This window comes from Rhodococcus sp. NPDC054953 (genome assembly GCF_053609225.1).
In genome coordinates this window covers 210,656-230,320 of the sequence record NZ_JBSGXD010000003.1, presented here as the reverse complement: position 1 = coordinate 230,320, position 19,665 = coordinate 210,656, and the positions used below count along the sequence as shown (strand labels likewise).

General features: G+C 69.4%; 22 protein-coding genes. 10 read left to right on the top strand and 12 right to left on the bottom strand.

What is annotated here, in order from left to right:
• Positions 1 to 457: 457 nt before the first annotated feature.
• The 4 genes from ACWF62_RS04100 (at position 458) to ACWF62_RS04085 (ending at position 4,107) form a co-directional block, all read left to right on the top strand.
• Positions 458 to 1,339: an MBL fold metallo-hydrolase gene (locus ACWF62_RS04100; RefSeq protein WP_378507734.1), complete on the top strand. Its 882-nt coding sequence runs from the start codon at positions 458 to 460 to the stop codon at positions 1,337 to 1,339.
• 76 nt (positions 1,340 to 1,415) lie between these two features.
• Positions 1,416 to 2,636 carry a Na+/H+ antiporter NhaA gene (gene nhaA, locus ACWF62_RS04095; protein WP_452629465.1) on the top strand — a complete coding sequence of 407 codons (1,221 nt, stop codon included), beginning with the start codon at positions 1,416 to 1,418 and terminating at the stop codon, positions 2,634 to 2,636.
• Entirely contained in the window at positions 2,633 to 3,157 is a 525-nt protein-coding gene (locus tag ACWF62_RS04090; RefSeq protein ID WP_378507732.1) for a phage holin family protein, read from the top strand. The genes nhaA and ACWF62_RS04090 overlap by 4 nt, the downstream gene beginning before the upstream one ends.
• An 11-nt stretch (positions 3,158 to 3,168) precedes the next feature.
• A complete protein-coding gene (locus ACWF62_RS04085) occupies positions 3,169 to 4,107 on the top strand; it encodes an alpha/beta fold hydrolase (protein ID WP_378507731.1) in 939 nt (312 codons plus the stop codon).
• A 48-nt stretch (positions 4,108 to 4,155) separates the two neighbouring features.
• Here the strand turns inward: ACWF62_RS04085 and marP are convergent, their stop codons facing one another.
• From marP to nth, 4 genes are read right to left on the bottom strand one after another with little or no spacing between them, the layout of a single operon-like run.
• Positions 4,156 to 5,346, bottom strand: coding sequence for an acid resistance serine protease MarP (gene marP, locus ACWF62_RS04080; RefSeq protein ID WP_452629464.1), 1,191 nt, complete (start codon positions 5,344 to 5,346; stop codon positions 4,156 to 4,158).
• Complete coding sequence (locus ACWF62_RS04075) at positions 5,343 to 6,068, bottom strand: NUDIX hydrolase (RefSeq protein WP_378507729.1); 726 nt, start codon at positions 6,066 to 6,068, stop codon at positions 5,343 to 5,345. The genes marP and ACWF62_RS04075 overlap by 4 nt, the downstream gene beginning before the upstream one ends.
• A complete protein-coding gene (locus ACWF62_RS04070; RefSeq protein WP_378507728.1) occupies positions 6,065 to 6,739 on the bottom strand; it encodes a TlpA family protein disulfide reductase in 675 nt (224 codons plus the stop codon). Before ACWF62_RS04070 ends, ACWF62_RS04075 begins: the two co-directional genes overlap by 4 nt.
• An 8-nt stretch (positions 6,740 to 6,747) precedes the next feature.
• Complete coding sequence (gene nth / locus ACWF62_RS04065; RefSeq protein WP_378507727.1) at positions 6,748 to 7,596, bottom strand: endonuclease III; 849 nt, start codon at positions 7,594 to 7,596, stop codon at positions 6,748 to 6,750.
• 21 nt (positions 7,597 to 7,617) lie between these two features.
• On the opposite strand from nth, the gene ACWF62_RS04060 reads away from it, so the two are divergent.
• Both ACWF62_RS04060 and ACWF62_RS04055 read left to right on the top strand, forming a co-directional pair.
• Positions 7,618 to 7,875 (top strand): hypothetical protein, encoded by a 258-nt coding sequence (locus ACWF62_RS04060; RefSeq protein WP_378507726.1) that lies wholly within the window; start codon positions 7,618 to 7,620, stop codon positions 7,873 to 7,875.
• Positions 7,876 to 8,059: 184 nt separating this feature from the next.
• The gene (locus ACWF62_RS04055) at positions 8,060 to 8,734 is read left to right on the top strand and encodes a Crp/Fnr family transcriptional regulator (RefSeq protein WP_378487218.1); all 675 of its coding nucleotides are present in this window, start codon (positions 8,060 to 8,062) and stop codon (positions 8,732 to 8,734) included.
• A gap of 402 nt (positions 8,735 to 9,136) precedes the next feature.
• On the opposite strand, the gene ACWF62_RS04050 is transcribed toward ACWF62_RS04055, so the two are convergent.
• The 4 genes from ACWF62_RS04050 to ACWF62_RS04035 all read right to left on the bottom strand — a co-directional run bounded on the left by ACWF62_RS04050 (position 9,137) and on the right by ACWF62_RS04035 (position 11,046).
• Positions 9,137 to 9,268, bottom strand: a complete 132-nt coding sequence (locus ACWF62_RS04050; protein WP_378507725.1) for a hypothetical protein — start codon at positions 9,266 to 9,268, stop codon at positions 9,137 to 9,139.
• A gap of 211 nt (positions 9,269 to 9,479) precedes the next feature.
• Entirely contained in the window at positions 9,480 to 10,265 is a 786-nt protein-coding gene (locus tag ACWF62_RS04045) for an MBL fold metallo-hydrolase (protein WP_378507724.1), read from the bottom strand.
• Positions 10,266 to 10,411: 146 nt separating this feature from the next.
• The gene (locus tag ACWF62_RS04040; protein WP_378507723.1) at positions 10,412 to 10,876 is read right to left on the bottom strand and encodes a RidA family protein; all 465 of its coding nucleotides are present in this window, start codon (positions 10,874 to 10,876) and stop codon (positions 10,412 to 10,414) included.
• 5 nt (positions 10,877 to 10,881) lie between these two features.
• Positions 10,882 to 11,046: a DUF4177 domain-containing protein gene (locus tag ACWF62_RS04035; RefSeq protein ID WP_085999530.1), complete on the bottom strand. Its 165-nt coding sequence runs from the start codon at positions 11,044 to 11,046 to the stop codon at positions 10,882 to 10,884.
• Between the two features lie 55 nt (positions 11,047 to 11,101).
• Between ACWF62_RS04035 and ACWF62_RS04030 the strand changes: the two genes are divergently transcribed.
• Together ACWF62_RS04030 and ACWF62_RS04025 are read left to right on the top strand one after the other, a co-directional pair.
• Positions 11,102 to 12,118 carry an ArsA-related P-loop ATPase gene (locus tag ACWF62_RS04030; protein ID WP_378507722.1) on the top strand — a complete coding sequence of 339 codons (1,017 nt, stop codon included), beginning with the start codon at positions 11,102 to 11,104 and terminating at the stop codon, positions 12,116 to 12,118.
• The gene (locus ACWF62_RS04025; protein ID WP_452629463.1) at positions 12,115 to 13,227 is read left to right on the top strand and encodes an ArsA family ATPase; all 1,113 of its coding nucleotides are present in this window, start codon (positions 12,115 to 12,117) and stop codon (positions 13,225 to 13,227) included. Before ACWF62_RS04030 ends, ACWF62_RS04025 begins: the two co-directional genes overlap by 4 nt.
• Here ACWF62_RS04025 and ACWF62_RS04020 read toward each other — a convergent pair.
• The 3 genes from ACWF62_RS04020 to ACWF62_RS04010 form a co-directional block, all read right to left on the bottom strand.
• On the bottom strand, positions 13,211 to 14,470 hold the full coding sequence (locus tag ACWF62_RS04020) for an MFS transporter (protein ID WP_452629462.1): 1,260 nt from the start codon (positions 14,468 to 14,470) through the stop codon (positions 13,211 to 13,213). The genes ACWF62_RS04025 and ACWF62_RS04020 overlap by 17 nt on opposite strands.
• Positions 14,467 to 14,913: a MarR family winged helix-turn-helix transcriptional regulator gene (locus tag ACWF62_RS04015; RefSeq protein ID WP_452629461.1), complete on the bottom strand. Its 447-nt coding sequence runs from the start codon at positions 14,911 to 14,913 to the stop codon at positions 14,467 to 14,469. The genes ACWF62_RS04020 and ACWF62_RS04015 overlap by 4 nt, the downstream gene beginning before the upstream one ends.
• 138 nt (positions 14,914 to 15,051) lie before the next feature.
• Positions 15,052 to 15,375 carry a WhiB family transcriptional regulator gene (locus ACWF62_RS04010; RefSeq protein WP_378507718.1) on the bottom strand — a complete coding sequence of 108 codons (324 nt, stop codon included), beginning with the start codon at positions 15,373 to 15,375 and terminating at the stop codon, positions 15,052 to 15,054.
• A gap of 251 nt (positions 15,376 to 15,626) precedes the next feature.
• Between ACWF62_RS04010 and ACWF62_RS04005 the strand changes: the two genes are divergently transcribed.
• Positions 15,627 to 18,017, top strand: coding sequence for a penicillin-binding protein (locus ACWF62_RS04005; protein ID WP_378507717.1), 2,391 nt, complete (start codon positions 15,627 to 15,629; stop codon positions 18,015 to 18,017).
• A gap of 119 nt (positions 18,018 to 18,136) precedes the next feature.
• Here ACWF62_RS04005 and ACWF62_RS04000 read toward each other — a convergent pair whose 3' ends face one another.
• Positions 18,137 to 18,613, bottom strand: a complete 477-nt coding sequence (locus tag ACWF62_RS04000; protein ID WP_378569863.1) for a GatB/YqeY domain-containing protein — start codon at positions 18,611 to 18,613, stop codon at positions 18,137 to 18,139.
• Between the two features lie 69 nt (positions 18,614 to 18,682).
• Here ACWF62_RS04000 and ACWF62_RS03995 point away from each other — a divergent pair, with 69 nt between their 5' ends.
• Positions 18,683 to 19,645, top strand: a complete 963-nt coding sequence (locus ACWF62_RS03995) for a metallophosphoesterase (protein ID WP_452629460.1) — start codon at positions 18,683 to 18,685, stop codon at positions 19,643 to 19,645.
• Positions 19,646 to 19,665: the final 20 nt, after the last annotated feature.

Here is a 19,665-nt window from a genome sequence, read left to right as displayed (position 1 = left end):
AAATGATGGGGCGGAGTACCAAAAAATTGGCACTGACATTCATCGGCACACTGTTGAGTTCTCAAAGAACACGCACACACCATCAACACCCACCAATTGGGTCTCTCCGGGGCAACTGTTCCAACCTAACCCATCGCGGCGACCCGACCAAAATCGGGCAACCCGCCATCGGAAAGGCGATCGAGGACCGACAGTATCACCTGTCGACAACCTCTGGATTGGCCAGGCGCCTTCGTCCAACCTCGTGTCCCGCACCTCTCGGTCCGGGTCGGTGTCCGTGTCGCTCTGACTCGACAAAAGTTACGTGACTGATCGGCAGTCCGCAAATCGCCTGGTCACAGCCATGCAGAGCGCGATTGCCGCTGGTCGGGTCGGCCGCGGGACGAGATTCGCCGGTATTCAGTGGTGGGCGTCACCATGAACGTGGGTCGTGCGCCGTCCCGTCGAGAGGAGAACCATGTCCGAGTGGCACCGCGTCAGCCCGGTAGCGAACGGGATCTGGAGCATCACCGAGCCCGGGCACGTCACGATGTGGCTGATAGTCGGATCGGAACGTGCGTTGCTGTTCGACACCGGGATGGGATTCATGCCCCTTCGGCCGTTGATCGAGCGGATCACCCCAGTCCCGATCCTGGTTGTCGCGTCACACCACCACTTCGATCACATCGGTGGGAACCACGAGTTCGACCGGGTGGTTGCGCACTCGCTCGGCGCCGCACACTGGACATCGGCGGTCTCCTCTCACGATCTGGCCGGGTATCTCGCGCACACCGACCGCATGCTGCGCGCCGCGGCGGCGGTAAGAGCGGTCGACCGTGACTACCTGCATCTGATGGACGTGGACAGCGACCCCGCGCCGTTGCCGAGCAGCGTCGACCTCACGACCTGGAGTATTCGTCCGCGGCACCCGGATGCGACCGTCGCGGACGGCGACACGTTCGATCTCGGCGACCGGGTGGTCCGGGTTCTCCACACTCCTGGTCACACCCCCGACAGCATCTGCCTGCACGATTCGGCGACCGGAGTCCTCTTCGCGGGCGACACCGTCAGCTCCGGCCCGATCTATGCCCACGAGCAGGACTCGAGCCTCGTCGACTTCGCAGCGAGCACCGCACGGCTCGCCGCGATGAAGGACGAGGTCTCCCTCGTCGCGATGAACCACTTCGGTCGGGTGATCGCGCCCCCGCATCTCCTGCAGTCCGTCGCGGACGCCTTCGACCGACTCGCTGCGAGCCGAGTTCGGGCCCGCCGCACCCTCGACGTCGAGGGATCTCCGGTCGACGAGGTGCCGTTCGATCATTTCTCGATCTACGTGCCACCCGACGTGACGCCGCAATGATCACGTTAAAATTGACCGTGGAGCGCCGGGAAGTCTGGTCGGCACAGCTGACGCATGCCCTCGACCGGGAGAGACCTTGATTCAAAAATTGCGCTCCGAACTGTCGCGATACCTCCGCACCGAAACGGTGGGCGGCTCCATCCTGCTGGCTGCCGCGGCACTCGCGCTGATCCTGGCCAACTCCCCGTGGGCGGACGCCTACACCGGACTCCGTGACCTCCAGGTCGGCCCGAGCGCGCTGCACCTGAACCTCACGATCGGGGCGTGGGCGCAGGACGGCCTGCTCGCCGTCTTCTTCTTCGTCGCTGGCCTGGAGCTCAAGCGTGAACTCGTGGTCGGCGAGCTCGCCGACCGGCGAAAGGCGCTCCTGCCGATCATCGCGGCGTTCGGCGGCGTCGTCACACCCGCGCTGATCACCCTCGCGGTCGGGTGGGGGCAGCCCGGCATCGAACAGGCATGGGCCATCCCCGTCGCCACCGACATTGCCTTCGCCCTCGGCGTCCTCTCGCTGACCGGCTCCCGGATCCCGGCAGGCGCCAGGGTGTTCCTACTCAGCCTCGCGGTCGTCGACGATCTGCTCGCCATCCTCATCATCGCGGCCGTCTTCACCACGACGATCGCGTTCGTGTGGCTACTCGTTGCCGTTGCCTGTGCGGCCGGGTACTGGTTCGCCCAGCATCGTCGGCTGACCAGTCCGTGGCTGTACGTCCCGCTTGCCCTGCTCACCTGGTACTGCATGCACGAGGCAGGTATCCACGCCACACTCGCCGGCGTCGCGCTCGGGCTCCTGACCCGGGTCCGTCCCGATCCCGGCGAAGAGGATGCGCCTGCCGTTCGCCTCGAGCATCGACTCCAGCCCTGGTCCGCGGGGGTGTGTGTACCGATCTTCGCCTTCTTCGCCGCGGGAGTGCCGGTCAACGGCGATGTCCTCGGCACGCTGCTGACCGACCGCCTGACCCTGGCCATCATCCTGGGCATGCTTCTCGGCAAGATCGTCGGAATCGGCGGGCTGTCGTGGCTGGCGGTCCGCCTCGGCATCGCCGTCAAACCGGCCGGACTCGGTTTCCGGGACATGTTCGCGCTGTCGGTACTCGGCGCGATCGGCTTCACGGTTAGCCTCCTCGTGACCGAACTCGCACTCGAGGGCACCGAGCAGGACAAGGCCAAGGTCGCGGTCCTGCTGACATCCTTGGCTGCGTCCCTGATCGGGTCGGCGCTACTGTTGCGCCGGGGACGCGTCCACCAGGCACGTGCCGCCACCGACCCGGACGACGACAACGGAGAGGCTTCGACGTGAGCATCAGCGACCGCAGCGGTAGGACCGGGGACGGGGTGCCGAACACCATCTCGTCGATCCCGCTGACCGACGTCGACGCGCACGCTCCGGGCGCCGCCAGCATCGGGAACCTGGTCAAGGACGCGACCGCGCAGGTCTCCACCCTGGTCCGGGCGGAAGTCGAACTGGCCAAGGCCGAGGTCACCGGAGAGGTGAAGAAGGGGCTGCAGGGCTCGCTGTTCTTCATCCTCGCGTTGGCCGTCCTGGTGTTCAGCGCGTTCTTCTTCTTTTTCTTCCTCGCCGAACTGCTCGACCTGTGGGTCGCCCGCTGGCTGGCCTTCCTGATCGTGTTCCTGCTGATGGTGCTGGTCACCGGCGTGCTCGCGTTGCTCGGCTACCTCCGGGTGCGCAAGCTGCGGGCGCCGGAAAAGACCATCGACTCGCTGCGGCAGGCCGCAACCGTGCTGCCGACCGCGGCCGAGGCCGGTCACGGATCCGGCGGCTATACCCCGGGCGAGTACGCGCGTCGCACCGCGCCCTGACTCGACCGGCCGTGACCTTCCCCGACCCGTCAACCGTCCGCATCGACGGTCCGTGGCGGCACTGCGACGTGCGCGCCAACGGCATCCGATTCCACGCCGTCGAGGCAGGCCCGAGCGACACGGACGCCCCGCTGGTGGTTCTGCTGCACGGGTTCGCGGACTTCTGGTGGACCTGGCGTCACCAACTGACCGCGCTCGCCGACGCCGGATACCGCACGGTCGCGCTGGACCTGCGCGGATACGGCGACACCGACAAGCCGCCCCGCGGGTACGACGGCTGGACACTCGCTGGCGACGTCGCGGGCCTGATCCGCGCCCTCGGGCACACCGACGCGGCCCTGGTCGGTCACGCCGAGGGCGGCCTGGTCTGCTGGGCGACGGCGGTCCTGCATCCGCGTCTGGTTCGATCCATCGCGCTGCTCGCGTCGCCGCACCCGATCGCGCTCAAGCGCGCGGTCATCCGGTCTCGTCCCCAGCGGTCGGCGCTGCTGCCCTCGTTCCTGGCCTGCCAGTTGCCGTGGCGACCCGAGCGTCGACTGATCCGGGATGGCGGCGCCGCGGTCGAGCAGCTGCTCCGCGACCGCACGGCGTCGACGGGGTTAATGGCCGACGGCGAGTTCGACGAGGTCGTGGCGCGGAACCGATCCGCGATCCAGATTCCCGGCGCGGCGCACTGCGGGCTCGAGTACCAGCGGTGGGCGTTCCGCAGCCAATGGCGTCCGGACGGTCGCCGGTTCATGTCCGCGATGGATCGGGTGCTGCAGATCCCGGTGCTGCAGATCCACGGCGACGCGGACCCGTACGTGCTGCGGTCGACGTTGCAGGCCGACACCCGGTGGGCTCCGCACCGACACCTGCACACCGTCCCCGGAGCCGGGCACTACCCGCAGTGGGAACGACACCAGGACGTCACCGCCGCGCTGCTCGGCGCGCTCCGCAACCGTGCGTGATTTTTACCCCGGGGAGGGTAAGAATCACGCACGGGCGGCGGAGGCGCGTCAGAGGATGCAGTTCCCGGTATCGACGGCGGCGCTGGCGTAACCGGCCTCCTCGAGCTGCCGCGACACCTCCGCCGCGGTGAGCGCGAAGCCGGTGTCGCTGTTGTCGACCGCCGCACCGAAGACGACGCCGAGCACCCGGCCCTCGTCGTCGACGAGCGGGCCTCCCGAGTTGCCCTGCCGGATCGACCCGCGCACCGTGTACACCTCGCGGGTGACGTCGGCGGCCCGGTAGATGTCCGGGCCGTTGAGGTCCAGCGTTTCCCGGATCCGCGCGGCGCTCGCCGTGAACGGACCCCCACCGGGGTAGCCGAGCACCAGGGCGTCGGCACCGGTGTCGGCGGGGTCGGGGGCGAACGGCAGCACGTCCGCGGTCAGTCCCGGCACGTCGAGGACCGCAACGTCGACCTGCGGGTCGAACAGGACCACGGTCGCGGGGAGCGGGCCGTCGAGGCTGTCCACCACCACCTGGTCGGTACCCGCGACGACGTGGGCGTTCGTCATCACCCGCTGCGGCGCGACCACGAACCCGGATCCCTCGAGCGCGCGCTGGCAGCTCGGCGCGACGCCGCGGATCCGCAGCACGCTGGGCTGTAGCCGCTGCGCCAGCGGCCCCTGCGCGATCGCGGCGTCCGGCGGATCGACGACCGCGATCGGGGTGCGCCCGAACGGTCCGATCACGTCCGGCAGGCCGGACGTGTCGAGGAGCGCGGAGAACTCGCTCGGCAGGCGCCGCATCCAGTTCGGGGCCACGTCGTCCACCTGAGTGAGCACCTTCGACCCACGGACGGCAGCCGCGACCTCGGGTTGCGAGGAGGCGGTCAGCGGGATCGCGAGCAGCCAGGCCGCGACGAGCACCGCTGCGCCCTGCAGGCCTGCTCCGACGGCACTGTCGACGGACCGGGCGGCCGGGCTGTGCATGCTGCCCCTGGCCGCGCGCCCGAGCACCATGCCCGCGACCTCACCGATGATCACCAACCCGATGATCAGCAGGATCCCGATCAGCACCCGGGCGCGGCCACCGTCGACGTGCACCAGCACGTGCGGTGCGATGAGGATGCCCGCGACGGCGCCGAGGACCACCCCGAGGAAGGCCAGCGCGGACGCGACGGCGCCGTGCCGCCACCCGGAGGTCGCGGCGAGGACCGCGATCGCGAGCACGGCGAGATCGATCCAGGACGAGCCGCTCACCGCTCGTGCACCTCGGCGACGCCCGCGTCCAGTTCGGCCAGTGTGACCTCGAGGTCACGCACGTCGTTGCGGTCCCATTCGATCTCCCACCCGGAGACGGCGATCAGGCCTGCGAGCACGCCCGCCGTGAAGCCCCACACCAGGAACCCGTCGATCTGGAAGGCGGGGCCGCGGTAACCGAGCCGATGCTCGACGACGAACCGGTTGTCGGGGTCGAGCAGTGACCGGATCGGCACTCGCGCCACCCGAGCGGTCTCGGCGTGGTCGACCGGGCGGACCGGGGTCGGCCGATCCCAGTACGCGACCACCGGGGTGACGTCGAATCCCGACGGCGGAACGAAGATCCCCGGCAGGACGGCCAGCGTCCGCACCCCGGACGGGTCGAGGCCGGTCTCTTCCTCAGCCTCCCGCAGGGCGGTCGCGATCGGGCCGTCGTCCTCCGGGTCGGCCGCACCGCCGGGGAAGGCGACCTGGCCGCTGTGCTGCCGCAGGGTCGCCGCCCGCTGGGTCAGCAGCACGTCGGCGTTCTCCGGGAGTCCGCCCAGGCTGACCGGGTCGGCATCCTCCGAGCCGCCGAACAGCACCAGGACCGACGCGTCCCGCACGGTGGTGCCGCCGGGGGCCCGCCTGCGCAGCACGGGGTTGGTCGGGTCGTCGCCGCTGGGCGGCAACGTGGCGACCCGCCGCAACCACTCCGGAGCGGGATGCTGGGTCCTGGTCACGACACCACGCCCAGGTGCTCCCGGACGGCGGCCGCGATCTGATCGGCATCGTCGAACGGCTGCGGCAGCACCGCGGCGACCGTCCCGTCGGCACGGATCAGGGCGGTGACGGGCAGCACCTTCGGCGCGCCGACGGCGGCAGCGACCCGCGCCGCGCCGTCCTGCACGCCGGGCAGGTGGACTCCGTACTCCGTCAGCGCCGACAACGCATTTCCCTCCTTAGGATCCTGATGGACCGTCAGCACCGTCACCGTGTCACCGGCGCGACGCGCGTATTCGTCGAGCGCAGGAAGCTCCTTCGCGCACGGTCCACACCAGTAGGCCCACAGGTTGACCAGCGCGGGCTTCCCGGCCAGCGCAGCGCCGACGTCGACCCGGCCACCGTCGGCGAGGCAACCCAGCTCGATGCCTGCGAGTGGGCCGGAGGCGACCGTACCGGGGGCCGGGGCCGGACACGGCGGCAATGCGGCAGCCGCCCGCGGTCCGGCGAGTGCCGCGTCGGTGTCACCCGCGATCCGCTCGACCGCGGACGGCGTCGCCCCCGAGCTCATGAAGTCGGAGTGACTGCGGGTGTCCGGCTCGTCGCCGCCCCGCGGCCAGATCGCGACCACCAGGGCAGCGACAACGACGAGGGCGGCCAGGCTCCATCGCCCGGTTGTGGTGATCCGCACGTCCGACCTCACCGACCGGCCAGGTCGAGGAGATGCTCGGTCTCCGGACCCTTGACGAGGGTGGCGGCCGCGACCGGGTCGGTCGGGCCCGCGCCGTACGACGGGCAGTCCTTCGCGAGGACACACACCCCGCATGCCGGCTTCTTCGCATGGCACACCCGGCGGCCGTGGAAGATCACCCGGTGCGAGAGCAGCGTCCACTCCTTCCGGGGGATGAGCTCGCCGACCGCCCGCTCGACCTTGACGGGGTCCTCCTCCGCGGTCCACTGCCACCGCCGCACGAGCCGACCGAAGTGGGTGTCGACGGTGATTCCCGGCACATCGAAGGCGTTCCCGAGAACGACGTTCGCGGTCTTGCGCCCGAAGCCGGGCAGGCTCACCAGGTCCGCCATCGTCCCCGGCACCTCCCCGTCGAATCGCTCCACCAATGCCTGCCCGAGCCCGATGATCGAGGTCGCCTTGTTCCGATAGAAGCCGGTGCTTCGAATGTATTCCTCAAGCTCGGTCCGATCGGCGCCCGCGTAGTCCGCTGCCGTCGGGTAGCGCGCGAACAGCGCAGGCGTCACCTGGTTAACCCGCACGTCAGTGCACTGCGCGGACAGGATCGTCGCCACCGACAACTCCAGCGGCGTGCTGAAGTCGAGCTCGCAATAGACGTGCGGGAAGGCCTCCCCGAGGCGCCGGTTCATGCGGCGGGCGCGGCGCACGAGAGCAAGACGGGTCTCCTCCCGCTCCGGCCCCCCTAGCGACGCCGCCGCCCCGCGCGGAACGGGGCTCTTCGAAACAGTGGTCGACACGCCCTCGACTCTACGGATGGCACCGACAACCGATTGCGCTTCGTTTCGCTTCTGAGACATTGGCCGTGTTTACTGCCCGGTATGCAAGGTCTCGCTGTGGTGCTCTTCCCAGTGCTGCTCATGCTGTTCGCGCTGGCGATGGAGCGGGTGGAATTCCGGTTGAGCCGGCTCACGGTCCGTGAGCAGGAGGTTGAGGAGTTCCTCGACAAGGCGAGCCACGCCGAGGTCGCCACCCTGGCACAGGAGGGTCTGCCGCGAGCGCTGGCCCGTTTCCACCTTCGTCGTCGGCGCGGGCTGGCCGACGACACCGACGACCTCACCGAACGCCGCGCGAGCTGAACGGCGGAGCACCACCACCACCGGCCGCGACGCGCAGGCGTGGCGCCCGTCACTCCTGCAGCTCGGGACGATAGACTTTCGAGCGATAGTCACCAAACAGTCGACACGTTGACCGTGTCGACATCGGCATACGGCCTCCTACCGGGCGCCGGACGCCACCCGATCTTCCGATGAAGGAGCGCACGTGGACGAGGTCCTGGCCAGAGCCGGTATCTTCCAGGGAGTCGAGCCCTCGGCGGTCGCGGCGCTGGTCAAGCAGCTGCAGCCCGTCGATTTCCCCCGTGGACACGTCATCTTCAACGAGGGCGAGCCGGGCGATCGCCTGTACATCATCGTGTCCGGCAAGATCAAGCTCGGGCGCCGCTCCCCCGACGGCCGCGAAAACCTGCTGACGATCATGGGCCCGTCCGACATGTTCGGCGAGCTGTCGATCTTCGACCCCGGACCGCGAACCTCGTCGGCGACGACCGTGACCGACGTGCGCGCGGTGAGCATGGATCGCGACGCGCTGAAGTCGTGGATCGAGCAGCGCCCCGAGATCGCCGAGCAGCTGCTGCGGGTCCTTGCCCGTCGCCTCCGCCGGACCAACAACAACCTGGCCGACCTGATCTTCACCGACGTTCCCGGTCGTGTCGCGAAGGCGCTGCTGCAGCTCGCGCAGCGGTTCGGCACCCAGGAGGGCGGCTCGCTGCGCGTCACCCACGATCTCACCCAGGAGGAGATCGCCCAGCTGGTCGGCGCCTCGCGCGAGACCGTGAACAAGGCGCTCGCCGATTTCGCCCACCGCGGCTGGATTCGGCTTGAGGGCAAGAGCGTCCTCATCTCCGACTCGGAGCGGCTGGCCCGCCGCGCGCGTTGAGCGAATCCGCTCCCCGCGCCGTGGGGTGAGCTGGCCCCGGCCGACAACGACGAATGGCGGTCACCCGGATTTCTCCGGGTGACCGCCATTTACGTTGTCCAGGCGTCGGAGCCTACTCCATCGGTTCGACGGGGCTCAGCGAGCCGCCCGCCGCGTTGTTCAGGAAGTCCCCGAGGACGGGAACGAGCGCCTTGACGACGCCGAACAGGTCGGTAACGGATCCCATGGTTCTCTCCTTGAAAAGTGTCGGTCGCCGACGCGCTCAGGCGTCGGTCGACGGCGGGGTGGTGGCGGCCGAACCCGAGGCAAGGCCGCCGAAGAACTTGGTGAGCGAATCGATCAGTCCGGTGAGGTTCTCGACTGAGGTCATGTGCTGGTCTCCCGTGTCTACTCGTGTTGGGGTTAGGACGCCGAGCCGTCCGCGCTGACGGAATCGAGACCCTGGATGGCCTTCATCAGCGGCAGCAGCGCGAGCATGTCGAGCAGGCCGAAGCCCGCACCGTTGGCCTCGAGAAGATTCTCTGCGGATCCCATGTGTACTGCTCCTTGCTCAATCACTGTGATAGGGCGCACACCGATGGTGGCGTTGGGTAGTTTTATACCCATAACTAAATACTTCGGGGGGTGAATCGGGCATTTCCTTCGCCTAAGCACCCGTCGCGTGCCAGCCCCTCGACCGGGGACACCCGTCGCCAGCTGCGACTTTCACACCACCCGACGCCGGACTGTGAGGGACATCACGACGCTATCGGCGCAGGTAGTCCAGCTGCACCCGCACCGACTGCTCGGCGACCGGCCACAGCTTCGGATCCACATCGGAGTACACGTGCTCGACGACCGCGCGCACGCTCGCCCCGGCCCCGAGCACCCCGAGCGCGGACCGCACCTGATCGAGGCGATCCTCCCGATGCGCCAGGTACTGCTCCGCTACCGCCTGCAGATCGGGCAGATCCGGGCCGTGACCGGGCAGCACCGTGCGCCCGGCCCCGAGATCGATCAGCGAGCGCAACGACGCCAGGTAGTCGCCGAGGTCGCCGTCGGTCGCGTCGAGGACGGTGGTCCCGCGACCCAGAATCGTGTCGCCGGTGAGCACCGACCCCTCCCCCTCGATCACGAACGACGTCGAGTCCTTGGTGTGCCCCGGCGTGCGAAGCACCCGAATCGCGAGGCCGACCTCCTCGATCAGCTCGCCATCGGGCAGCCCCGCATCGGTGTGCCTGCGCAGCGCCTCGTCCACGGCGCGCACCGGGCTTCCGGTCATCTCCACGAATCGGTCGATGCCATCGGTGTGGTCGTGATGCCGGTGGGTGATGAGGGTCAGCGCGACCGGCCCGACCTCCGCAACCCTGCGCAGGTGATCCTCGTCCGCCTCGCCCGGATCGACGACCACGCACTCCTCGCGGCCCGGTGCGCGCAGGATCCAGGTATTGGTGCCGTCGAGCGTCATCATCCCGGGATTGCGCTCGAGCATCACCGCCGCGATCGGGGTGACCTGGCGCAGCTGCGCGTACGACGGATGTGCGAGGTCCATGGGCACACTGTACGGAGACGACGTCGGCCCGCCCACCGCAGTGCGGAGGGCGGGCCGACGAGAAACAGTGTCGGTCAGCGGACCTCGGTGTCGACTATCGGTCGGAGACCTCGGTGTCGACTATCGGTCGGAGACCACGGTGTCGACTATCGGTCGGAGACCTCGACGATCAGCTCCACCTCGACGGGTGCGTCGAGCGGCAGCTCCGCGACCCCGACGGCCGACCGTGCGTGCACACCCGCGTCTCCGAACACCTCGCCGAGGAACTCGGACGCACCGTTGATCACGGCAGGCTGCCCGGTGAACCCGTCCGCGGACGCAACGAACCCGACGACCTTGACCACCCGCACCACCGAGTCGATCCCGACCAGGGAGTCGATCGCGGCCAGCGCGTTCAGCGCGCAGGTACGGGCGGCGTCCTTCGCGGTGTCCGCGTCCACCGCCCCGCCGACCTTGCCCGACACCGGCAGCGCGCCGTCGACGAACGGCAGCTGCCCGGACGTGTAGACGAGGTCACCGGTCCGGACCGCCGGCACGTACGCGGCGACGGGAGCGGCCACCGGCGGCAGCGCGATCCCGAGCTCGCCGAGCCGCGCGTTCCACTCGGCCACGACCCTCAGCCCTTCGGACGCTTGAGGTAGGCGACGTGCTGTTCACCGGTGGGGCCGGGCAGCACGGTGACCAGTTCCCAGCCGTCTCCGCCCCACTGGTCGAGGATCTGCTTGGTCGCGTGGGTGAGCAGCGGGACGGTCGCGTACTCCCAGGTTGTCAATTCACTCATGGTTGGAGAGCCTAGTCGCGCACCGATTCGCAGCCACGACTTATAGGCTCGGGGGGTGGTAGCACCTGCGAACGCACCCGCCTACGAGTGGCCGGCGAAGGCCGATAAGGCCCGGCTGCATTTCGTGTCCGGCAAGGGCGGAACTGGAAAGTCCACTGTCGCATCGGCATTGGCGTTGGCATTGGCCGCGGGCGGACGCCGCGTTCTGCTCATCGAGGTTGAGGGACGACAGGGGATCGCGCAACTCTTCGACGTCCCCCCGCTGCCGCCCGCCGAAACCAAGATCGCCACCGCGGACGGCGGCGGCGAGGTCTTCGCGCTCGCGCTCGACATCGAAACGGCCTTCCTCGAGTACCTGGACATGTTTTACAACCTGGGCTTTGCGGGCCGCGCGATGAAGCGGATGGGGGCGATCGAGTTCGCCACCACCCTGGCGCCGGGACTGCGGGACGTGCTGGTGACCGGCAAGATCAAGGAGTGCGTGATCCGCACCGACCGGAACGGGGTGCCGGTGTACGACGAGATCGTGGTCGACTCGCCGCCGACCGGCCGGATCGGCAGCTTCCTCGACGTCACGAAGGCGATGTCCGACCTGGCGAAGGGCGGCCCGGTGCACTCCCAGTCCGAGGGCGTCGTGCGGTTGCTGCATTCCGACGACACGATGGTGCACCTGGTGACGCTGCTCGAGGCGCTGCCGGTGCAGGAAACCTCGGATGCGGTGGAGGAACTCGAGGCCGCGGACCTGCGGATCGGCACCGTGATCGTGAACCGGTCCGCGACCGCGTACCTGCCGCCGGACGCGATGGCCGCCGCCGCGACCGGGACCATCGACGCCGCCGCGGTCCGCGCTGGTCTGGACGCGGCCGGGATCACGCTGTCCGACAGCGACTTCGCCGGGTTGCTCACCGAGACGATCGAGAATGCCTCCACGCTGGCCGCGCAGGATGCCAGCGCGGTCGACCTCGACAAGCTGGAGGTCGCGCGGCTACACCTGACCGCGTTGACCGACGGCGTCGACCTCGGCGGCCTGTACGAGCTGGCCGATCAACTCGCCGAGCAGGGGGTCCGATGACCGCCGCGCTCGACGTCGACGCCATCCTCACCGACCCGGCATCGCGGATCGTGGTGTGCTGCGGGTCCGGCGGTGTCGGGAAGACGACGACCGCCGCGTCGATGGCGCTGCGGGCCGCCGAGGAGGGCAGGCGGGTCGTGGTGCTGACGATCGACCCGGCGCGCAGGCTGGCGCAGGCCCTCGGGGTTCAGGACCTCGGCAACACCCCGCAGCCGGTAGCGCTCGGCCCCGGCGCGACCGGCGAACTGCACGCGATGATGCTGAACATGCGCCGCACGTTCGACGACATGGTGCTCGAGCACTCGTCGCCGGAGAAGGCGCAGCAGATCCTCGCGAACCCCTTCTATCAGACCGTCGCCACCTCGTTCTCCGGCACGCAGGAGTACATGGCGATGGAGAAGCTCGGTCAGCTCGCGGCGAGCGACGAGTGGGACCTGGTGGTCGTGGACACGCCGCCGTCGCGGAATGCCCTGGACTTCCTGGACGCTCCGCAGCGGCTGGGCACCTTCCTCGACGGTCGGATGATCCGGATGCTGTCGGCGCCGGGTCGCGGAATCGGTCGCCTGGTGACCGGGGCGATGGGGCTGGCGCTGCGGGCGGTGTCGACGATCGTCGGCAGCCAGATGCTCTCGGACGCGTCCGCGTTCGTGCAGTCCTTCGAGTCGATGTTCGGCGGGTTCCGGGAGCGGGCGGCGCACACGTACGAACTACTCCGCGCGCCGGGCACCCATTTCTTCGTGGTCGCGGCCGCCGAACCGGACGCGCTGCGGGAGGCGTCGTTCTTCGTCGAGCGCCTGTCCGCGGAGGGCATGCCGCTCGCGGGCCTCGTCCTCAACCGAACCCACCCGACATTGAGCGCGCTGCCCGCCGACCACGCTGTCGCCGCGGCGGATCTGCTCAAGGAACGCGGCGAGCACCCGTTGGCGGCCGCAGTCCTGCGGATCCACGCCGAACGGGCACGGACGGCGCAACGCGAACTGCACCTGCTCGGCCGGTTCACCGGCGCGCACCCGCGGGTTCCGGTGGTGGGGGTGCCGTCACTGCCGTTCGAGGTGTCCGACCTGGCGGCGCTGCGCGCGGTCGCCGATCAGCTCACCGGTCGGGGCTGACCGGATCCGGGTTGGGTTCCGTCTGCGCCCGCCGGTGCCGCCGCACCACGAGCGCCCCGAGGCCGGCGGCGATCAGGCAGGCGACGGCACCCATCAGCAGGCCGGCCCGACCACCGAAATGCTCGGCGACCGCACCGGCGATCGGCCCGCCGATCGGGGTCGATCCGAGGAACGCCACCGACCACAACGCCATCACCCGCCCGCGCATGTGGGGTGCGGCCTCGAGCTGCAGGGTGCTGTTGCCGACCGACAGGAACCCGACGCTGGCGGCGCCGACGGCGACCAGGAGGACCAGCTCGATCCACAGCGTCGGGGCGAGGGCCGCCGCGGCGATGGCGACGCCGAACACCGCCGAGGAGGCGATCAGCGCCGGGATTCCGGTTCGTCCGCGCGCCGCGACGGCCAGTCCGCCCAGCACCGCACCGACCCCCATCGCCGCGGTCATGAACCCGTAGACGCTGGCCTCGCCGCCGAAGGTGTCGCGGGCGAGGACCGGCAGCACCACCTGGAACTCGTAGGCGAGGCAGCCGACCAGCGCCATCATCAGCAGCGGCACGAGCAGTTCCGGGGTGCGGGCGACGTAGCGCAGACCCTCCCGCAGCTGTCCCGCCTCCCGCGGTGCGGGTGGCGACGGGCGTAGGGCGGCGACGTCCAGCCTGGCCAGGGACACCACGACGGCGACGAAGCTGAGCGCGTTGACGAGGAAGCAGACCCCAAGCCCGCCCGCCGCGATGACCAGGCCTGCGACCGCGGGGCCGACCGCCCGCGCCGCGTTGACCAGCACCGAGTTGAGGCTGACCGCGTTGCGGAGGTCCTCGGGCCCGACCATTTCGAGCACGAATGACTGCCGCGCCGGGTTCTCGAAGCTGTTGTTCAGGCCGAGCAGGAACGCGAGGAGGTACACGTGCCAGAGTTCGACGGTGTCGGTGACGGTGAGCACGCCGAGGACCAACGCGAGCAGCCCCATCATCGACTGCAGCCCGATCATCAGCCTGCGCTTGTCGAGGCGGTCCGCGACGACGCCGCCGTACGGGCCGAACAGGAGGACCGGCAGGGTCTGCAGGGCGACGACCGACCCGAGCGCCGTCCCGGACCCGGTCAGCTGCAGCACCAGCCAGGCCTGCGCGACCGACTGCATCCAGGTGCCGATCATCGACACGGCCTGGCCGGTGTAGTAGCGGCGATAGTTGGGGATGGCCAGCGAGGAGAACGTATCGCGACGGAAGTCGGCGAGCGCGGTCACGGCGTCGGCGCCGCGATCTCCCTGGCCAGGGCCTCGATGGCGGGCAGCGCGGCGATGACCGCGTCGGCGTCGCCGTCGGGCAGCCTGCCGAGCGCGTCGGCGAACAGTCGGGTGCGCTCACGGCGCAGCTGGCGGGACAGGTCCGCGCCCGCGTCGGTCGCCTCGACCCGGGCGGCGCGCCGATCCGTCGGGTCGGCGCTGCGACGCAACAGCCCGTCCGCCTCCAGTTTGCCGACCACACGCGAGAGCATCGTCGGATTGAGCCCCTCGACCTCGGCGAGCGCCCCGAGACCGAGCGGCCCGATCCGCGAGACGGTGCCGAGCACCGCCAGTTGGGTGCGGGTGAGCCCGCCACCGGATACCCGCCGGTCGACGATGCGGGAGATCCGGGCGAGCGCGACCTTGAGCCGGGTGACGTCGTCCTCGGTGGGGACAGGGGTCATGTGCGCCTCGCTGACATTAGTTGCCTATCAGCAAGCATACTCCTGGGCGGCGGGCCGGCACCCACGCAGCGCACCGGCCGGGATCCACTGAGGATCCCGGCCGGTGGCCGAAGGTTCACCCGTTCGGATGACGGGGGTTCAGACGACGGATGCCTGGCTTCGCTGCGCCGAGAAGAAGTCCGCCCACGACTCCACCTCGGGATGCTGCTTGAGGAGGGCGCGGCGCTGACGCTCGGTCATGCCTCCCCACACTCCGAACTCGACCCTGTTGTCCAGCGCGTCCGCTCCGCACTGCATCAGCACCGGACAGTGCCGGCAGATGGTGGCCGCCTTGCGCTGCGCGGCTCCGCGAACGAACAACTGATCAGGATCGACCGTGCGGCATCGTGCCTGCGTAACCCACGCAATGCGGGCCTCGGCCTCTTCAACGTCCAACCGGCGACCCGGGGTGGTCACGGTCATCTTCTGCCCCTCCTGCAGTACAAGCGTCGCCCTCGCTGACGCTCCGGAAGTGCGCGTGCCCAGCCCTATCATGGCGAGGCGCACCACATTCCCGATCTAGTGTTATCTGAATCACACTGGGTCACAATTTAGGCAATGTATAACGGTCTGCGCAAGACCTGAGCGCACTTTTTTGGTACGGACGTGCATCCAGATCGAATCGGCTGGTTGCGCACGGGAGCCGGACCGGGACGGGCACGTACCCTGTCGGAGTGCCCATCGCAAAAACAGTCGCGAAACTCGCCGGTTGCACGGCTCTGGCCGGCGCACTCCTGGCGGGGGTGATGTTCCCCCTTGCCGGCGGCTTCGGCATCGTGTCGAATCGCGCCGCCGACACCGTCGACAACGTCTCCGCCGAGCTCGTCGAGGGGGATGTCCCCGCGGTGTCGACCATGGTCGACGTGAATGGCAACCCGATCGCATGGCTGTACGAGCAGCGCCGATTCGAGGTGCCGAGCGACAAGATCTCCAACGACATGAAGCTCGCGATCGTCTCGGTCGAGGACCGCCGCTTCGCCGACCACCAGGGCGTCGACTGGCAGGGCACCGTGCGCGCCTTCCTCACCAACACCACCAGCGGTCAGGTGCAGCAGGGCGCGTCGACGATCGATCAGCAGTACGTGAAGAACTACCAGCTGCTGGTGGTCGCGAAGACCGATGCCGAGCGACGGGCCGCGATCGAGACCACTCCCGCCCGCAAGATCCGCGAGATCCGGATGGCGCTGACGCTGGACAAGAAGCTCACGAAGGACGAGATCCTTACCCGCTACCTGAACCTCGTTCCGTTCGGCAACGCGTCCTTCGGCATCCAGGACGCGGCGCAGACGTACTTCGGCATCGACGCGAAGGACCTGGGTCTGACTCAGTCCGCGATGCTGGCCGGCATGGTCCAGTCCAGCTCGGCGCTGAACCCGTACACCAACCCCGAGGGCGTCCTCGAGCGCCGGAACACCGTGCTGGACACGATGATCGTCAACATCCCGGACCGGGCCGACGAGATCCGCGCGGCCAAGCAGGAGCCGCTCGGGGTGCTGCCGGAGCCGAAGTCGCTGCCCCGCGGCTGCATCGCCGCCGGCGACCGCGGCTTCTTCTGCGACTACGCCCTGCAGTACCTGGCCAACGCGGGCATCAGCCGCGAACAGGTGGAGAAGGGCGGTCTGCTGATCAAGACCACCCTCGACCCCGCGGTGCAGGACTCGGTGCACGCCGCCCTGACGGCGACCGCCCGCCCCGACGTCGACGGCGTCGCCGAGGTGATGAACGTCGTGCAGCCCGGCCAGGACCAGCATCGGGTGCTGGCAATGAGCAGCAGCCGCGCCTACGGCCTCAACGGGGCCGTCAACGAAACGGTGCAGCCGCAGCCGTACTCGCTCGTCGGCAACGGCGCAGGCTCGATCTTCAAGGTCTTCACCACCGCGGCCGCGATGGAGAAGGGCCTCGGCACCAACGCGGTCCTGCAGGTTCCGTCGCGGGTCGAGGTGAAGGGGATGGGCAACGGCGGCGCGCGGGGCTGCCCGGCAGCCACGTACTGCGTCGAGAACGCGGGCAAGTACCCGGCCTCGCTGTCGGTGACCGATGCGCTCGCCCAGTCGCCGAACACCGCGTTCGTCAAGCTGATCGAGTCGGTGGGGGTGACCCCGACCGTGGACATGGCGGTGCGGCTCGGCATGCGCTCGTACACGCAGCCCGGCACGTCCGGGTACGGCGACGGCCAGTCGGTCGCCGACATGCAGAAGGAGCAGAACCTCGGCTCGTTCACCCTCGGCCCCACCTGGATCAATCCGCTGGAACTGTCGAACGTCGCCGCGACGCTCGCCTCGCACGGCAAGTGGTGCCCGCCGACGCCGATCGACTCGATCTTCGACCGGCACGGTAAGCCGGTGTCCATCACCCAGCAGGCCTGCGAGCAGGTGGTCGAGCCGGGCCTGGCCGACACCCTCGCGAACGCGATGAGCAAGGACGACAAGCCCGGTGGCACGTCGTTCGCGGCCGCGAATGCAAACGGCTGGACGCTGCCGATGTCCGGCAAGACCGGCACCACCGAGTCGCACATGTCGTCGGCGTTCCTCGGCTTCACGAACAACCTGGCCGCGGCCGTGTACGTCTACGCGGACTCGCCGACACCGCGGGAGATCTGCACCTCGCCGCTGCGCCAGTGCGGCGACGGCAACGTCTTCGGCGGCAACGAACCGGCGCACGCCTGGTTCAAGGCGATGGGACCGATCGTCGACCGGTTCGGTCCGACCGCACTGCCGCCGATCGACCCGAAGTACCAGCGCGGGTCGCAGAACGCGCAGGTCCCGAACGTCGCGGGCATGAGCGAGGCGCGGGCGACCTCGGCGCTCAAGGCCGCCGGGTTTGGCGTGAACGCGGTGTCCACCGCGGGTGACGGATCGAAGGGCACCGTCCTGAGTTCCTCACCCGCCGGGTCCGCCGTCCCCGGTTCCTCGGTCACGCTGTACGTCAGCGACGGCACGCTGCGGGCCGCCGCCCCGGCCCCGGCATCCCCCGCGCCGGGTCCCGGACCGGCACCGGGTCTCGGTCAGCTTCCGATCCAGCTGCCCAGCCTGCCGGAGCTGTTGCCGCTCCCCCTCCCCCGCTGACCAGCCGCTTCGGGGCCCCGGGGGGCGTGTCAACCCAAAAGGGGGGTGAGCACAGCCAAAAAGCTTGGGGTGGGTTCGTACCCCGATGGGGGTACGAATCACGCACAGGCGCGGAGCGCTCACAGCCGGTCCCGGACCGCCTTCGAGACCCGGGAGCCGTCGGCCTTGCCAGCGGCGAGGGCGGTCGCGGCCTTCATGACCTGACCCATCTGCTTCATCCCCGGACGGGCACCGATCTCCTCGGCGATCTGGGCAATGGCGGTGTCGGCGACGTCCGCCAGCTCGGCGTCGGTGAGTGGGGTCGGGAGATATCCGTCGATGATCTGCGCCTCGGCGCGCTCATTCGCGGCGAGTTCCCCGCGCCCGTTCTCGGTGTAGATCTCGGCGGCCTCCCCGCGCTTCTTCGACTCCTTGGCGAGCACCTTAAGGACATCGTCGTCGCTGAGTTCGCGGGCTTCCTTGCCCGCGACCTCCTCGGTTTGGATCGCGGCGAGGACCATCCGCAGCGTCTGCAGACGCAGGGTGTCCTTGGCCTTCATCGCGGCCGTCATGTCGGCGCGGAGGGTGGCTTTGAGGGTGACTGTGGAGTCGGACATGGTTTCGAACGCTACGCGCCCCGCCCGGCGACGCGCATGTCGATTGCGGGCGCTGCGTATCCTGAAGTGGTGTTTGACAACCCACGCACCGTCCTCCGTGGCACTGCTGCCGGACTCGCGGGTGCCGCGGCCCTCGGCGTCGGCTACGCGTCCCTGATCGAGCGGAACGCCTTCACCCTGCGCGAGGTGACGATGCCGGTGCTCGAACCGGGGTCGTCGTCGCTGCGGGTGCTGCATCTGAGCGATCTGCACATGATGCCGGGGCAGAAGCTCAAGCAGAACTGGCTGCGGGAGCTGGACCGACTCGAACCGGACCTGGTCGTCAACACCGGCGACAACCTGTCGCATCAGCGCGCGGTGCCCGCGGTGGTGCAGTCGCTGGGCAGCCTGCTTGCCCGGCCCGGGCTGTTCGTCTTCGGCAGCAACGACTACTTCGCGCCGAAGCCGAAGAATCCGTTCAAGTACTTCAAGAAGGAGCACAAGCGGACCTTCGGCGAGCCGCTGCCGTGGCAGGACCTGCGTGCCGCGTTCACCGAGCGCGGCTGGCTGGACGTGACGCACACCCGCCGGGAGCTTGAGGTCGCTGGCGTGCGGATCGCGACGGCGGGCGTCGACGATCCGCACCTGAAGCGGGACCGCTACGACACGATCGCGGGGGCCCCGAACCCGGCGGCGAATCTGACGTTGGGGATCACGCATTCCCCCGAACCGCGGGTGCTGGATCGGTTCGCCGACGATGGATACGACCTGGTCCTCGCCGGCCACACGCACGGCGGACAGCTGTGCTTGCCGTTCTACGGCGCGCTGGTGACGAACTGCCAGATCGACCGGTCGCGGGTGAAGGGCCCGTCCCGGTGGGGTGCGCACATGCAGCTGCACGTGTCGGCCGGAATCGGCACCTCTCCGTACGCGCCTGCGCGGTTCTGCTGCCGCCCCGAGGCGACGCTGCTGACGCTGGTACCGACCGCGGACAAGGACCCCAAACAGGGGGTCCAACCAGGCGTTTCGCGTTCTTCGGCAGTCGTGCGCTAAGCTTTGCTGGCTGCCCGGGA

Excerpts from the sequence above, each read along its gene's own strand:
- ACWF62_RS04050 (WP_378507725.1), bottom strand. The coding sequence starts at position 9,268 with ATGGGATCCGCAGAGAATCTTCTCGAGGCCAACGGTGCGGGCTTCGGC.
- ACWF62_RS04100 (WP_378507734.1), top strand. The coding sequence starts at position 458 with ATGTCCGAGTGGCACCGCGTCAGCCCGGTAGCGAACGGGATCTGGAGC.
- ACWF62_RS04010 (WP_378507718.1), bottom strand. The coding sequence starts at position 15,375 with ATGACCGTGACCACCCCGGGTCGCCGGTTGGACGTTGAAGAGGCCGAG.
- ACWF62_RS04060 (WP_378507726.1), top strand. The coding sequence starts at position 7,618 with ATGCAAGGTCTCGCTGTGGTGCTCTTCCCAGTGCTGCTCATGCTGTTC.
- ACWF62_RS04035 (WP_085999530.1), bottom strand. The coding sequence starts at position 11,046 with ATGAGTGAATTGACAACCTGGGAGTACGCGACCGTCCCGCTGCTCACC.
- ACWF62_RS04000 (WP_378569863.1), bottom strand. The coding sequence starts at position 18,613 with ATGTCCGACTCCACAGTCACCCTCAAAGCCACCCTCCGCGCCGACATG.
- ACWF62_RS04045 (WP_378507724.1), bottom strand. The coding sequence starts at position 10,265 with ATGGACCTCGCACATCCGTCGTACGCGCAGCTGCGCCAGGTCACCCCG.
- ACWF62_RS04015 (WP_452629461.1), bottom strand. The coding sequence starts at position 14,913 with ATGACCCCTGTCCCCACCGAGGACGACGTCACCCGGCTCAAGGTCGCG.
- nth (WP_378507727.1), bottom strand. The coding sequence starts at position 7,596 with ATGTCTCAGAAGCGAAACGAAGCGCAATCGGTTGTCGGTGCCATCCGT.
- ACWF62_RS04025 (WP_452629463.1), top strand. The coding sequence starts at position 12,115 with ATGACCGCCGCGCTCGACGTCGACGCCATCCTCACCGACCCGGCATCG.